The sequence below is a fragment of the Adhaeribacter rhizoryzae genome (assembly GCF_008629685.1).
Lineage (GTDB): Bacteria > Bacteroidota > Bacteroidia > Cytophagales > Hymenobacteraceae > Adhaeribacter > Adhaeribacter rhizoryzae.
In genome coordinates, this window is the sequence record NZ_VWSF01000041.1 from 1 (window position 1) to 14093 (window position 14093).

Annotated in this window: 13 protein-coding genes; 4 read left to right on the forward strand and 9 right to left on the reverse strand. The window is 40.0% G+C overall.

Going from position 1 to position 14093, the window contains the following annotated elements:
• Positions 1–556: 556 nt before the first annotated feature.
• The 4 genes from F0145_RS25665 to F0145_RS25685 form a co-directional block, all read right to left on the reverse strand.
• Positions 557–1606 carry a hypothetical protein gene (locus F0145_RS25665; protein WP_150093493.1) on the reverse strand — a complete coding sequence of 350 codons (1050 nt, stop codon included), beginning with the start codon at positions 1604–1606 and terminating at the stop codon, positions 557–559.
• A 781-nt stretch (positions 1607–2387) separates the two neighbouring features.
• Positions 2388–2951 carry a hypothetical protein gene (locus F0145_RS25675; protein ID WP_150093497.1) on the reverse strand — a complete coding sequence of 188 codons (564 nt, stop codon included), beginning with the start codon at positions 2949–2951 and terminating at the stop codon, positions 2388–2390.
• A 95-nt stretch (positions 2952–3046) separates the two neighbouring features.
• Positions 3047–3388: a hypothetical protein gene (locus F0145_RS25680; protein WP_150093499.1), complete on the reverse strand. Its 342-nt coding sequence runs from the start codon at positions 3386–3388 to the stop codon at positions 3047–3049.
• A 214-nt stretch (positions 3389–3602) separates the two neighbouring features.
• Positions 3603–5054 carry a tyrosine-type recombinase/integrase gene (locus F0145_RS25685; protein WP_150093501.1) on the reverse strand — a complete coding sequence of 484 codons (1452 nt, stop codon included), beginning with the start codon at positions 5052–5054 and terminating at the stop codon, positions 3603–3605.
• A 107-nt stretch (positions 5055–5161) separates the two neighbouring features.
• Between F0145_RS25685 and F0145_RS25690 the strand changes: the two genes are divergently transcribed.
• Positions 5162–5542 (forward strand): DUF2116 family Zn-ribbon domain-containing protein, encoded by a 381-nt coding sequence (locus tag F0145_RS25690; protein ID WP_150093503.1) that lies wholly within the window; start codon positions 5162–5164, stop codon positions 5540–5542.
• Positions 5543–6011: 469 nt separating this feature from the next.
• Here F0145_RS25690 and F0145_RS25695 read toward each other — a convergent pair whose 3' ends face one another.
• The 5 genes from F0145_RS25695 to F0145_RS25715 form a co-directional block, all read right to left on the reverse strand.
• The gene (locus F0145_RS25695) at positions 6012–6200 is read right to left on the reverse strand and encodes a hypothetical protein (protein ID WP_150093505.1); all 189 of its coding nucleotides are present in this window, start codon (positions 6198–6200) and stop codon (positions 6012–6014) included.
• Between the two features lie 203 nt (positions 6201–6403).
• Entirely contained in the window at positions 6404–7390 is a 987-nt protein-coding gene (locus F0145_RS25700) for a hypothetical protein (RefSeq protein ID WP_150093507.1), read from the reverse strand.
• Between the two features lie 261 nt (positions 7391–7651).
• Positions 7652–8578 carry a replication initiation protein gene (locus tag F0145_RS25705; RefSeq protein ID WP_150093509.1) on the reverse strand — a complete coding sequence of 309 codons (927 nt, stop codon included), beginning with the start codon at positions 8576–8578 and terminating at the stop codon, positions 7652–7654.
• 1009 nt (positions 8579–9587) lie between these two features.
• Positions 9588–10148, reverse strand: a complete 561-nt coding sequence (locus F0145_RS25710) for a hypothetical protein (RefSeq protein WP_150093511.1) — start codon at positions 10146–10148, stop codon at positions 9588–9590.
• On the reverse strand, positions 10132–10887 hold the full coding sequence (locus F0145_RS25715; RefSeq protein WP_150093513.1) for a ParA family protein: 756 nt from the start codon (positions 10885–10887) through the stop codon (positions 10132–10134). Before F0145_RS25715 ends, F0145_RS25710 begins: the two co-directional genes overlap by 17 nt.
• A gap of 1006 nt (positions 10888–11893) precedes the next feature.
• Here F0145_RS25715 and F0145_RS25720 point away from each other — a divergent pair.
• From F0145_RS25720 to F0145_RS25730, 3 genes are all read left to right on the forward strand, one after another.
• A complete protein-coding gene (locus F0145_RS25720; protein ID WP_150093515.1) occupies positions 11894–12391 on the forward strand; it encodes a hypothetical protein in 498 nt (165 codons plus the stop codon).
• A 23-nt stretch (positions 12392–12414) separates the two neighbouring features.
• Positions 12415–13446, forward strand: coding sequence for a DUF5712 family protein (locus tag F0145_RS25725; protein WP_150093517.1), 1032 nt, complete (start codon positions 12415–12417; stop codon positions 13444–13446).
• A 65-nt stretch (positions 13447–13511) separates the two neighbouring features.
• Positions 13512–13985 carry a hypothetical protein gene (locus F0145_RS25730; RefSeq protein WP_150093519.1) on the forward strand — a complete coding sequence of 158 codons (474 nt, stop codon included), beginning with the start codon at positions 13512–13514 and terminating at the stop codon, positions 13983–13985.
• Positions 13986–14093: the final 108 nt, after the last annotated feature.

A 14093-nucleotide genomic window follows, 5' to 3' on the forward strand; every position in this document is an offset into this window, starting at 1 on the left:
TGCAAACGGGGGTTATGCAGCAGACGGTAGTAACTCCGCTGCTCGGCTTCGCTCGCACTTAGCTGATGTATCACCACACTTTGCTTTTCTATTATCTTTTCTACTACTTGCTTGACCCGTCGCGCTATCCGAATGTTGCTAAATATTGCATCTGCCATTTACCCCCAACAGCTCCCCGCTCCATTTTGTGTCCTAATCGTAGGGCTTAGGGGGAAGGATAAGCGTCTTACCTGGGGAGGTCTCTCTGTTACGGGTTAACAAGGGAGAAGTCAGCAGCGGCCATAGTAGCCGTCCGGAAACGAGCCGTAAGCACTACGGAGGCCTCACCGGGCAGTGAAGGGCCAAACGTTAAGTTGCCCGAAATCTGATAAGGAGGTTTAGATTAAGAGTCTGCCAGCCTTATCTCAAATTAGGGTAAGGGTATAATCGGTGTGAAGAGCGATTATGCTATCCTTAACGAACCGCCCTGTACGCGAACCGTACGCAGGGTGGTGTGAGAGGCGCTCCCCATCAGCTACCGCTGGTGGGGCCGTCTACTCGATTAGCAACCGTAATTTTATTTCCCGTTACCTGAAACTGTCCTAATTAATATTCCCCAGTTCTTGTCATTGATTTTAAAATCTTTCTTTAGAGTCTTTTTGTCAATCACTTTAATATCACGAAAATTACTGTCGGTCAGGTTAAAAAGGTCTCCCTCGAAATCCTTCTCCAATACCTTATTATCTAAGATGTAAACAACGCCTTGGTCTTTGTCAGCAGAGGGAACTGCCTTTAGGTAATCTTTTGACTTAGATTTTAAATAGTCCCAGTACCGACCTTTTGCGTAGTCCTTTGTATAGATATAAATAACTCCATTTTTTCCTTCGGGTCCCAAAATTCTGATTGCAGTTGTGTCCTTGAAAACTGTGATAGAAGCGATTTCGGTTGGTTCATATGATGTCAGAACACCTCTATTTACGCGTATACTGTCAAGAAAGAAAATAGGCTCGTTGTCATGTTCTGTAAAAACATTAGTGGGCTCGTTATAAAGTCCATAACAGGACAGCACGAGGTCAATACCTTCAACCGGCTTGTCATAATAATATTTTTCATTTATTGGAAATTGCGGCTGAATGGTTTTATCGATTTTGACATAAAAGGATATTGTATCATTTGAAAATTTCCAATAGTCAGAACAACCTCTTGAGTTCCATTTGTCTTTGAATGCTGGATATATAGCAAAGACATCTCTTAATTTTAATGTCTTCATATTAATGATAGAACCATTTGGTAGTTTCCCTTCAAAATCTCTAGTCAATCTGATTTTACCAACATAGTCCGATTGATTTCCTTTTTGAAAAATCACTCCTGGGTATTGTTCTGAAGAATAGCCTTCTCCATTTGTAAATCTGCTATCCTGACCATAACAATTCTTAGGTAAATCCATTTCTTCAAGACTAATCACTTTGAAATCTTTGGCAAGGTTCCGGATATCGGTCAGAGTTGTCCGACAAAGGCTAAATCCCAAAATACTAGTCCCAGTCATTGGGGCGGAATCATTTGTTTGAGATAAACCTATTGTCGTTGTGGCTAAAATTAAGATTGCAATTACAGGAATATATCTCATGTCGGTCTTCTCAAAATTATGGTTGCTAACGTAGAATGGCTTTAAGAAGTAGCGGATTTTGGAACAATGCCGCTTCAACCTTGCACCACAGCAACATTTTTATTATTGGCTTAAATATAGTGCTTCAGCCGCTATTTTTTAAAGCACATGTGTGCGCCCAGCATGGCGCGAGTAATATTTCCTCTGAAATATACTCAGATTATCCAGGGGGTGCAAATCCCTTATTGGCAAGTTGGTGAAGCCAATTAGCAAGCTGCAAGCTGGTTTGGGGTGACCCAAGCAGTGAAGGAAGCAGGACTGCAAAACCCTGAACGGACGAACAGAAACTGCATAAGAGGCAGAGAATTGTGGGTAAGCAAGCACATCTTTGTGAAGCCCTCTGACCAACAAACAATTCTGTGTAGATGCAGCCGGCTTAGGGGGAAGGATAAGCGTCTTACCTGGGGAGGTCTCTCTGTTACGGGTTAACAAGGGAGAAGTCAGCAGCGGCCATAGTAGCCGTCCGGAAACGAGCCGTAAGCACTACGGAGGCCTCACCGGGCAGTGAAGGGCCAAACGTTAAGTTGCCCGAAATCTGATAAGGAGGTTTAGATTAAGAGTCTGCCAGCCTTATCTCAAATTAGGGTAAGGGTATAATCGGTGTGAAGAGCGATTATGCTATCCTTAACGAACCGCCCTGTACGCGAACCGTACGCAGGGTGGTGTGAGAGGCGCTCCCCATCAGCTACCGCTGGTGGGGCCGTCTACTCGATTACCAGCAGGGCTTCTTGTCAGTTAGTATTTACCTAAATTCTATTCCTTGTTCGTGCAACTTAGATGCTCCAAGTAGAACATCCGTATTTCCGAATTTCTCGGCGGCAAGTTTATTGTGAATGAATTGTTTCAACTTCTTTGACGTCGCTTGCACTTCTCTCCAATCCCAATCGTCAATGTCACCGTTAAACTTATTTGTCCCTTGCCATTTAGTTGCATCTTTTTCACTGAAATGACCGATGTGCGATAGAGAAAGTATGTTGTTTTTTACACCACCGAAATTCAGTTGTATCATACCCCAGCCGTCTGTTGAATGTCGAAAGGTATGTCCGTTACAACGCTTTGGGTCCAGGTCAATTTTTCTGAAAACAGGTTCTCCTTTGTGTCGAGGTGTCCAAAGCTGAAAAGTCACGGCAAATTTATCTCCGTTAACAAGGTCAAACCGTGCAGATACTTCCTTAGCACTTTTGTACTGGCTGATGTTTTGTCCGTATGGTGAAGACAAGTCAAACACCTGCAAGTCTGTTTCATTGAAGATGAAGTCAAGTAGAGTAAGTTTGTCGGTCTGGTCAGCGTAGAAGTCGTACCTCATAATTTAAAGACTGCCAATAGCCTTGCTGGTAACGGGCCGCTGCTAATGCCCGTTTTAATGGGCTTTAATTGTTGTTAGGGAAAGTAGGTTCTTTTTTAATTATAAATTTTCCCTTCACACTCATAAGGATAAACTAAAACGGTATCCTTTTTATGAATAAAAAATTCAAGTTCACCTTGCTTCTTAACTACCGTATCACCAACCTGAATATTTTTATAAAACTGCACATACCAAGTCTCCATATCTGAATAAGTTGATTCTTCTTTAGTTTCTGGATTTATACCTTTTATTTCAAACCACCTTCCAGAAACAGGGGCCTCTCTTACTACTATGTTGCAATATTTTGAACGTCTTGACTCGGCTATCCCCTTACAATCAACATTAGAACAAGAAACGCAAAGAAACGCTAGTAAAATAACAGGTATCAGTTTAAGCATTAAGAAGGTTTTATCTGTACTAAGTTTTTATATTTTCCCTAACTATTATGTAACCGCACCACTGGCGTTTATATCGCCTTTACCAACCGGTGGTAGTTTGTAGTTAAAAAGTTGGTTATTAATAATTTATGTTTCATCGTCTATGGTGCATTTATTTTACCAGGTGCGTTTATATAAATTTTTGGCTTAAGTAGTTATAAATATATTATATTTTCTAGATATTCAAACCATCCAGGGGACTAATTATTTTATCCAATCCATGCTGGGTAATATGGGTGTAGATTTCGGTGGTCTTGCTGGAGTTATGCCCCAGTAGTGCCTGAATGTAGCGGAGATCTGTGCCACCCTCCAGTAAATGCGTGGCAAATGAATGGCGTAGCGTATGCGGGGTAGCTGGTCGGTTAATGCCCGCTTTTTGCAGCGCCGCTCGAAACACCTTCCGGATGCTTCCCACAGAATAAGGCCCTCCTTCCGGGCTTTCAAATAACCATACCTGTGGTTTATATACCCGGTAATACTGCCGGAGTTCGGCCAGCAATCGGGGCGACAACAGCGTCGTGCGGTCCTTAGAACCCTTGCCACCCCGAATCAGTAGCAAACGCCGCTGCGATTGTACATCCGTAAGCCTCAGGTTTATTACTTCCCCAATGCGCAAGCCCCCGGAATATAAGAGTTGCAGCAAGCAGCGGTGCTTGAGGTTGTCCGGCGCTTTCAGGATAGCGGCCACTTCTTCTTTACTCAATACCTGGGGTAATTTCTTTTCCTGCGCCGGCCGGTTTACTTCGGCTAAACCCATGTCCGGGCGGCCCAGTAGTTTACAATAGTAAAACTTAATGGCATTAATGGACTGATTGACATAGGTATACGATTGTCCCCTGGCCTGCAAAGCCATGTGATACTGATTTACCTGCTCCGGGGTAAAGGCATTAATGACGGCTAATCCGTTGGTAGCATAGGTATTCAGAAACCGCAGCAGCAGGGCATGGTAGGTTCGCATGGTGTTGCGGCTGTAGTTCAACAGCTGCATCTTTTCCAGGTAAGCCAAAGGGCAGGGCAGAAAGTGCGGGTCTGCTAAGTATAATTGCTCCCACAGCTTTTTGAGTAAACTTAAATCTTTTACCTGTATCTGCTGCGATAAAGCCAGATGTACCAGGGGCAGCAATTCTGCTACTAACAGATGCAGCTTATCGGCTTGGGCCCAGGTCAGAAAGCAGCCATAAGTCCGGCTCCATTTCACCTGCTTTAGTGCTTTCAGCTGGGGGTACAGGTTACTTTCGGGCGGGTATTGCAGCTTCAGGTACGTTTTACCTTCGTGCTGCAAAGGTATTAGTTTCAGCGGCGGCTTGCCCGTAGGTTTAGGTAAAGCCGTTAATACCTCCGGGTTGTCGGTAGTAAGTACGGTTTTCCCGGCAGGGAGTCGGCTTTGGCGGTAAAGGTAACGCGTGCTTACTGTGGCCACCCCGGCAAAATGGCTGTGGGTCTGGGCCAGTGCCTGCGGCGAATGGTGCATTACATAACACTTGTAGGTTTTACTATATTTAACCCAGGAAGCTGTTTTTAGCTTTCCGCTGATAGCCAGGTGGGGCTTATGCCAGAACTTTATATAGGTTTTACCCTGGTGGTCCAGAAGATTCAGAAAGAGAACGGGTAAGGCCGTTGGGTGCATTAGAATTTAGGTTGGTATTCGAAGGTACGTCTGCTTTCAGCCTTTTGTATTTTAATAAGCGTATATATCCGAAATTATCCGCTTATAAACGCGCTTAGCATCTAACCATGGAAAGTACCTCTGCTACCTGTCAGGTATGTGGCCAAGCTTTAATCGGGCGCAGCGATAAAAAGTATTGCTCCGATCAATGCCGGGCACAAGTGAACAACGGGAAGAAAAAAGCTGATACCGGCGAGCGCCTGATGCTGGACATTAATCGCACTTTACGCCGAAACCGCAGTATCCTGAAAACGCTAAGCCCGCTGGGTAAAACCACCACCCGCCGGGAGTATCTGGTACTACAGGGTTTTGATTTCCGGTATTTTACGCACCAGTACCAAACCCGGCAGGGTAATATTTATAACTTCTGTTATGAGTATGGCTATTTGTTATTGCCGGAGGAGAAAGTGCTTATTGTTAACTGGCAAAGCTATATGCAGGCAAAGTAAGGTAAACAGGCCATTGGTTAATACCGGCTTTATGGTGTTTGTTAATGCGGAGGTATTTGAAAGAGAAGTGTTTCTATAATACAGAAGAACAACCAGGTATCAATCTCTTAAATTAATTAAAATCGAGCTGCTTGTTTATTATCGGAGATAGCTTATTAGGCAAATAGATTATTTAGCATCAGGATTATTTAGAAGAGTTTTTTCCCTTCCGCCCCAATGTTAAAATTTAATAATCTCCAAAATATATAAGGCTCAGACTATTTCTTCTACCAAGAGGGAGTTAATATTGCTTCCGGTTTATTTTAAGCCGAAAAGCGTTGCCTGTTGGCCGGGCTACTTCCCTCCGGCGCTCACCTGCAAAACCGGCTGAAATAGCCGGCTTTGCAGGTGGCCGGTATCCCTGCCACCCTCCCCTATTCCAACGATAAGCTGAATCGGAGCCTGACCGGTTCGCAAAAAAGCGAACCCATCAGGCAATTGTTAATCCGGCAATGGCCGGAAAAGGCCAGTACAAAGAGAGGGGTTGTAATGTGGCCAGCCGGGGCAACCCTTCCGCTTTGCTTAAGGTGCTGCCCCGGCTGGCCACACCACAACCCCTCCCCTTGTACTGGTTAAGAAAAAGGCTAATGGGCGGTTCGCAAAAAAGCGAACCCACCATTGGTTAATTAGTGGGCGGTTGTAAAATCCGGGTCTGGCGAATTATGCTTCCAATGTATTTGCCGTAAAAGAAATCTACACCAAGGCAAAAGGGCGGTAGGGAAAAAGTGCCTTTTTTGCAATTGTAAAACAGCTAATAAGCCCGAATAAAAAAATAGGTGGGCGTTGGTACAACCCACCTATTCGGTAGCTTTAAATGGGTTTTTATAAAGCTAAGGCAGCTAAATAGTTAAAGGTTTTTTGATCTGCTTTAAAACGTTCGTTTATGGTAAGGGCAGATTTGCCGTTAAACAGGGCAAAATTGGCCGCATTGTAAACCAGCCATAAATTTGCTTCAATTTCTAACAGCTTTTCTTCTTCCCGGAGCCGCTCAATGGCCAGCCCGGCAAGTTTTTTAGGTAAACCAGATTCCTGAATAACTTTCTGAATATCAGAATCGGTAGGCATGCTTACCTGAACCAATTTGTTATATACGGCACCGGTGACCGAATCTTTTTGGGCTACAAAATTTCGCAGAATTTTTGTTAAATGGTCTCTGAAAATGTCCAGGTTTAAACTTTTGTGGTGGAAGGTTTCTGCCAATATTTTTTCTTCTTTTTTAATGCGCACAAGATTTACCTGCTCAACCTTTTCTTTCAGAGCATCCAGATACTTTTTAGGTTGGCCATTGGCCAGCCAGTTTAAATATTCCTCGTAGGTCAAAAACTCATCTGCCCAGCCCATCAAGCCATTGGCACATATCTGCCGGTAGTAAGATACCTTTACTTTCTCCTCATTAATAGATTCAATAGAGGAACCCTGAATATTAAAAGGACTTTTTCCGGTATAAGAATTATTAATAATAAGATTTTTATAGATACGCTCATTACCTACTTTTATGCTGTCCGGCAGAATAATATTAATGCAGAACTCGCCCCGCGAGGAAAAGCGGGTATCTATGGTATATTCAGTAGCAACACTATTTACGACCGAATGCAGGAATTCATTTGAAATTAAGGTATATTCATCGCTTTGTAACGCAAATATATGCTGGGTACCGTCGGGCATATAGCCCACTATTGCCCGTTGCCTGTCAGACGGCAGTAGCTTGTAAGAACCAGGTAGCAACTCCTGTAATTTTTCCTCTTGTACCGGGAAGCATATTGCCTCCCAGGAGGTAGCTTTTTCTAGGTTTGTGCTTTGCGTTGACATATGCTATACTTTACAATTATTAAAAAATGTATAATATATTATACGTAAATGCCTAATATATGATGCAAAATATGTCAGATTTTCTACCTGATTTTAGCCTAGATATTGGTTTAAATCGGTTTTGTGAATTAAATGATTAAGAGGTAATTAATAGGCGTTGAGCCAGCCTATTGGGAAGGTTTTACTAATAATGGGTTTTGCAATTGTAAATTAATCCAGGCTCCTTAATGCCGGATAAATTTACAATTGCAAAGTAAGTGCTTATATCAACCCATTTATGGTTAAGAAGAGCCCACCCGGGTTGGATTTTGCCTTCACGCGTTCAGTTTTTAACTTGTATATAAAATCAAATAACGCCCTGATTAATTTGGGGTCTTCCAGTATCTTCTTCACCAGGTTCGGATCTTTTATTCCCAGGCTTTCCAGGTGCTGACGGGCGGTAGCCATTTTGGCATCGTCTACTACTTCTTCAAATGGAATTGGAATTTGCTGCGGTATCTGGTTTTTTACATACAACCGGATATCTTCAAAATTCCGGCCTTTTTTAAATAGTTCGTAACTGATTCTTAAATCGGTACTTTCATTTATTTGCTTAACGGCAGTATCCAGTACATACTTCTTAAAGGCCGATATCTTTTCGTACTGCTCCGGTTCTTTCCCGGCCGGGTCCTTCAGACTTAGCATTACTTTAAAGTTATGCAGCGAAAATTTGGGTGTTTCGCCTATATCTTTCCATTGGGAACAGATTTGATAAATACGTTTGGCAAATTTGCTGGAAAGGCTAAATACCGCCTGCAAGCGGTAACTGGTGAAATTGTTTTTTAAGTCAATCAGATAAGGCCGTAACCGTTCTGATATTTCTAACTCTATAATGCCTTCTCCTTTTATGTAGAGTGCCGAGGCCAGTAGCCCTACTTGTAGTACTTGCTTTTTATCTTCAATATGGTACTCCCTACTTCTAAGATTTGAAGTTGATTCCAGGAGCCGTTGATAATTCCAGGAGCGGCCCGTCATTTCCTCCAGCCTTTTCACTTTTAGCTGGTAAATGGTCCCTGCTTTATCATCCTTCTTTAACATTGATAGTAAAGAAAATATAATATCCATTTCGCAGGCGCTCATTTCGTAGCGGGCGGTGGTAAGCGCGTTATGCTGCCTTATTTCAACAGCCGAAATATCATTTGCTTCCATTAAACAGAGTATTGCTTGCAACCAAATATAATATGTTAGTATTTAAAAAGAAAGACTATTTTTTAAATCTATCTTTTAACTTACTAAACCTATCCTTTGGGCTTACCATTTCTATCTTTATTGCTTACCAAATCTATCCTTTGGCTTACAATATCTATCCTTAGACTTACAATATCTATACTATAGGCCGTGTAATCTATTATAAATCAATAACTTATAGAGCCTGCAAATATTGATCAAATACTCAAAATATCAACAAATTGTGTTTCAGCTAAATATTTAGCGTTTAAGGATGTTGGTTTGGGGCAGTTATTCTGAAATACAAATAAAACTAGTTGAGGCAAAAAAACAAAAAAATACAATAATGTTTTGCTAAAAAAGGCGCGAGTTGCACTTTTTAAATAAAATATATGGTTTAACATTGTAAAAGATAGAAATTGTAAGTATCTGCCTTTAAACTGCTGTTAAATACGCCTAAAGCCTACTAAAGGATAGAAATTGTAAGCCATTTTTTGGGGAAATTGGTACAAATTGAATATTGAATAAAAGGATAGAAATTGTAAGTCATGAACTTTTAGTTGTTAATTAACTTCCTGGATTGTAAAAGGATAGAGATTGTAATTATAATTTGCAGCCCAGCTGCCGCCAGACCAGGCCATCCCTAAAAGGATAGAAATTGTAAAGTATTTTCTTTAATGGAGGCTTTAAAGGCATTTACAGCTGATGAAAGGATAGAAATTGTATGTGAAACCCGCCTCATATGCCTCGTATAAACATTTTCCTGCTTAAAGGATAGAAATTGTAAGTCAAATTTGAGCTAAATCTGTGTGCCTAGTGGCCTTATAACTAAAAAGGATAGATTTTGTAAGTGAATGACATACAATATCTATCCTTTCGAGCATTTTAAGCAGATGTCTTATGATTGATTTTCTGGTTTACTGATATTATCTATCCTTTAGCTTAAAGGATAGAAATCGTAAGCCTGGTTAAAGCATTAATCGCCCTATATCTACGGCAGCTTTCCTATTTTACGTAAGTGTTGTTCGTAAAAGGCAAATGCCGCATCGCCGTAATCTCTTAAGCTCCTGATTCCAAAGCTAGGCGGTAATAATAATACATTCATTTTAGCTTTAAGAACCGAATCTTTCGACATTCTGACATGCTGCGTCTCTGAATCTTCGGCCGGCAGTGGAATATTCTTTTCCGCTTTTCTCCCCCGGCTACCCCTCCCCTGCTGGCGGGTTTGCGCTATTTCTTCTACTATTCGCTCCGGTGTTGGCGGTTCTATGGGTGCAACAGGAATTGGAACCGGTGCAGTAACCAGAGCTGGCATCTCCGAAGGTTCCGGAACAGAGGTTAATTTTGTTGTTTCCGGTGCAGTCGGAACAGAAACACTCTGATTAGTAACCTCAGCATTAGATTCAGTTGCTTCAGGAGCTGTTGTAGTTTCGGCACTGACCTTCACAGCTTCCCCGGCCATACCGGAACGGGCCTGCTTCTTCTGCTCTTCGGTTAAGGTAATTCGTGGCTTTTTTATGGTAAACTTATTCGACTTATTCGGCTGTGGCATCTTTTATGGTGGTTAAATCGGTAACTGGTAAATCTAATTTTTGAATGATTTCTTCGCAAAGACTTTTTATTTCATCACTAACTGCTTTATCGCCCCCGGCATAACGAAGAAATGCCGGATTTTGCAAACTGAAAAGTGTCGAAGGCCGAGAATATGCTGCCCTGAGTCCCAGCGAAGAATTTAAACGGGACAATCCTATTTGCTCAATATACTCATCCATTTCCTTATCCTCCCTCCTATTCGTTCTTTTTGTAGAAAGACCATAATAAGAGAAATCAATTCCTTCTTTATCGGCCACCGCTTTAATAGAATGCAGTATTCCCATAAAGTCAGCGGTTGATGCCCGGTCCAGGTAATCCGACACTAAGGGCACAAAAACAACATCGCAGGCAGTTAAGGCATCGAATATTTCATTCGCATCGGCCCGGCCAGGTAAGTCTAGTATTATTAAATCGTATTTATTAGAATTTTCCGGGTCATCAATAAAGTCGAAAATTTTTGTCATGGCCATTGGAAAAATATCATAAGGATAACTGGCATCCGGATCTGATTCTTTTAGTTGTTCCAGATTCTCCGCATCCATGTGTAACCGGGTCTTAACAATACTTTGCTGGTAATCGCAGTCAAGCACCGCTATTTTAAGATTATAATCTACCGCCAGACTCGTGGCCAGCACCAGGGTTAGCGTTGACTTTCCGGACCCTCCCTTCTGAGTAGCAAAACTTACTATTTTTCCCATTTACTATAAATATTTACTAAAACAATCGTGATCTACAGGTTTAACTAGTTTACAAATCTATAAGTTAATAGGTTAAAAAGTAAACCATTGAATAAATTTATTTATTAACCTGTTAAATAATTGATATATTAATATGTTAACAAGTATACAAGATAATAAATATATAAGTTTATACTGTTAGAAATTGATAAGTAAATTTGGAAATAAATTAATTTATTGATTTAAACATTTGTTTAAAAAGAAATTAGTTAAAAAGTTTACCTATTAAAAAGTAGATAAATTTAAATGTTGCAAAGTTTATTAAGTAATAAGTTTACAAATTAACATGTATATTAGTTAAAATAATAATAAGGTTATTTATTTTATTATAAACAAATTAATTCATTTAGAAATATACAAAATAAAAATTTAATAAATAAATAAATGAATTAGTTGGTAAATTCAAAAGTTAAAATGTTAATTTGTATACAAATAAATAAGTTATTAAGTTTATTTATGTATGAGTTTATTTAATAACTTATTGATGAATTAATTTAGTAACTCATTATGCCATTAACTGATTAATATTTATAAAAGAGAATAAAGTTAAAAATTAACAAGTTTATATGTTAATCTATTGACAAATTAATAAAGCCATAATTAAATAAACTAATTTGTAATCATGTTTAAAAGTTAATACCTATAAATATCTACTTGTTAACAAATTGATAAATTGAATAATCCACAATTGGAAAAGTTGATTACTTAATAGTAGAAAGTTTATTCCAACTTAAGATGTAAATAAGTTGAGTTGTTTAAAAGTTAACATTTCAACATATTTACTTTTCTGAATTTCCTTATTGGAAAAGAATTTGAATTTTTAATGAATTTTTAGCAAGAAGAGAACACCTGAGTTGTTCTAAATTATTGTAAATCAATAATTTGTAATAAACATAGTTTATTTTTGTAAATTTTAATAACTAAGTTGTTGAAAATCAGTATTTAAATGTAAATAGATAGTTGTTTTATGGCCATAGAATCAACAAAAGAAGGAAGTTACACAACAGTGCGGATGACCACCATTGCCCACACTTCTATAGTGAAAGAAGCCAAGCGGTTCGGGTTGAAAAATATTGATTATCTAGACGCAGCGGTTAATTATTTTGCGCTACGTGGGCTTAACCCAGTGGAGGTAGAGGCTCGGGAAGGAACATTGATTATGCAACAAATGAATCGGTTGGGCGATAGACTTTTTGCGTATATGCAGGAGGAGGAAAGAGGTATTTTAATGCCGATGTTAGAGGAATTAATCAGAATTCGGCTAACTACAGAGAGGGTGTTGCGATTAGAAGAGTTAGTATTAAGTACATTGCCGGAAGATGATTTATTAAGAAGAAAGGAAAAGGTAGACCAGCTACGGGAGCAGAATGACACAGCTATTAAAAGCCAGGTTCATGATATTTTTATAGTTGCTAAAAGTAAAGGGCCTGGTAAAAAAGTATCCCGAATTTCTGAGGTAAAATAATTCCGGTTCTAATCAGTTGTTCTATGTATGTGAAGTTAATAGACCCTAAAACCCATGGCAAAGCAGCATATAATAATAAAGGCAGCTGTCTGCAAACGATTAATTATTTAATACACGAAGCCCGCAAAGATAGGGGAGAGGTTGCTATTTTCTTTAACCAGGATGATGACTTTATTAGGCCGGAATACGTGCAACAAGCCATTGATAATAATACCAAAGGACTGCGGGTGCAGGAACAAAAGTTTTACTCGCTTATTATTTCGCCGAGTGAAAATGAGTTAATGCATATCCATAATAATGAGCAATTGCTAAAGGATTATACCCGGCAAGTTATTAAGTTATATGCTGGAAATTTTAATTTGCAAGGTGGTAGAAATCTTCAAAGTGAAGACCTCATTTGGTTTGGTACTATTCACCAGAAGCGGGAGTACCGGGGAACTGATAAGGACGTTTTAGCCGGGAAAGCATTGGTAGGGGAGAGGCGTCCGGGTTTACAGACGCATATTCATTTTATTGTAAGTGCCAGAGATAGGGAGCAAAAAATAACATTGAATCCAGGTGGAAGAAGGAGCCGGTTTAACTTAATGAAATGGCAACAGTCAGCCGGGCAACAATTTGAACAACAGTTTAATTATATAGCCCTGGAGCGTGAAAAACTTAAAGTCCGAGAACGTGATTCCAGCCGAGATAGTGGCAGAGCAAAAAGAATTGAAGAACGAATTGAGTTCTTAAATTTACAATTGCCGAAAGAGGGGAGGCTGGAAGTTGAACGGGTGAAGCAAATTGCCGTAAAAAGGGAATACGATAAAACATTCTACCGGTCCTTGAAACACCTGGAAAACAAAGCTGTATTGGGATCGCCGCTACATCATCCTTACCATTTTCTAAAAACAGGTAAAGAGAAACAAACGATACACAGGGCACCGTTATTGCAAGCCAGGCAATTGCTGAGTGCTATAGAAACAATTACTTATACCAGTGGCAGGCAAAAGACCAAAACAGAAAATATTGGTGAGAATAGAGGAAAACGGAAGGGAGAAATTGAAATAGATTAGCTATCTGCTGCCGGTGGTTCCTTTTTGTAAGGTTGAACATTTTCTTAGGCTTAATCAATTTTGGTATGCAAAGCCCATCCACTAAACCCTCCACCGGACAAAAGCAAAATCTGATTCTTATATTAGGTTTGCTTACCTCTGTCCTCATTTTCGGTGATTACTACATCATGAGTCATGAACAGGAAATCCACCAGGCGCGCCTTTCGCAACTAACATCATCTCAAAATAGTAGCCAACCCCTAAAACTTTCTCCCCAACAATCAAAACAGATCCGGTCGGGTAAAGCTACATCTTTAAATTACAGAGGTAGTAAGCCAGCTACTGCAAAAGAATATACAGGGCCAAGCTTAAAGCAGCGGCTTTTTATAAAAGCAGATAATTTTTTTTATAAAGCTGGTATCTATATCCGGGGAGTACTAATTACTACTTCTTTACTTTTGTTGTTTGGCCAAAAAGCACCAGTGAGAAAGCCTGGTAAACCACGCTTAAAGCCTCTCGGGAAGAACAGCCGGACAATTGTGTACTTGGAAGGTTCCTGAAAATACTTTACAGGTTAAACGGTTAAAGTACTATTTAAATTATTTACTATCTGGCTTGTATTGGTAAGGTTCTTTCTTCCATATTTTCGCCACCGCTTTTTTAGCGGA

Bases quoted from the DNA above. Each gene is read 5' to 3' on its own strand.
- F0145_RS25710 (WP_150093511.1), bottom strand. From the start codon at position 10,148: ATGCCACAGCCGAATAAGTCGAATAAGTTTACCATAAAAAAGCCACGA.
- F0145_RS25730 (WP_150093519.1), top strand. From the start codon at position 13,512: ATGCAAAGCCCATCCACTAAACCCTCCACCGGACAAAAGCAAAATCTG.
- F0145_RS25680 (WP_150093499.1), bottom strand. From the start codon at position 3,388: ATGCTTAAACTGATACCTGTTATTTTACTAGCGTTTCTTTGCGTTTCT.
- F0145_RS25705 (WP_150093509.1), bottom strand. From the start codon at position 8,578: ATGGAAGCAAATGATATTTCGGCTGTTGAAATAAGGCAGCATAACGCG.
- F0145_RS25665 (WP_150093493.1), bottom strand. From the start codon at position 1,606: ATGAGATATATTCCTGTAATTGCAATCTTAATTTTAGCCACAACGACA.
- F0145_RS25675 (WP_150093497.1), bottom strand. From the start codon at position 2,951: ATGAGGTACGACTTCTACGCTGACCAGACCGACAAACTTACTCTACTT.
- F0145_RS25690 (WP_150093503.1), top strand. From the start codon at position 5,162: ATGGAAAGTACCTCTGCTACCTGTCAGGTATGTGGCCAAGCTTTAATC.
- F0145_RS25715 (WP_150093513.1), bottom strand. From the start codon at position 10,887: ATGGGAAAAATAGTAAGTTTTGCTACTCAGAAGGGAGGGTCCGGAAAG.
- F0145_RS25725 (WP_150093517.1), top strand. From the start codon at position 12,415: ATGTATGTGAAGTTAATAGACCCTAAAACCCATGGCAAAGCAGCATAT.
- F0145_RS25685 (WP_150093501.1), bottom strand. From the start codon at position 5,054: ATGCACCCAACGGCCTTACCCGTTCTCTTTCTGAATCTTCTGGACCAC.
- F0145_RS25695 (WP_150093505.1), bottom strand. From the start codon at position 6,200: ATGGTGGGTTCGCTTTTTTGCGAACCGCCCATTAGCCTTTTTCTTAAC.
- F0145_RS25700 (WP_150093507.1), bottom strand. From the start codon at position 7,390: ATGTCAACGCAAAGCACAAACCTAGAAAAAGCTACCTCCTGGGAGGCA.
- F0145_RS25720 (WP_150093515.1), top strand. From the start codon at position 11,894: ATGGCCATAGAATCAACAAAAGAAGGAAGTTACACAACAGTGCGGATG.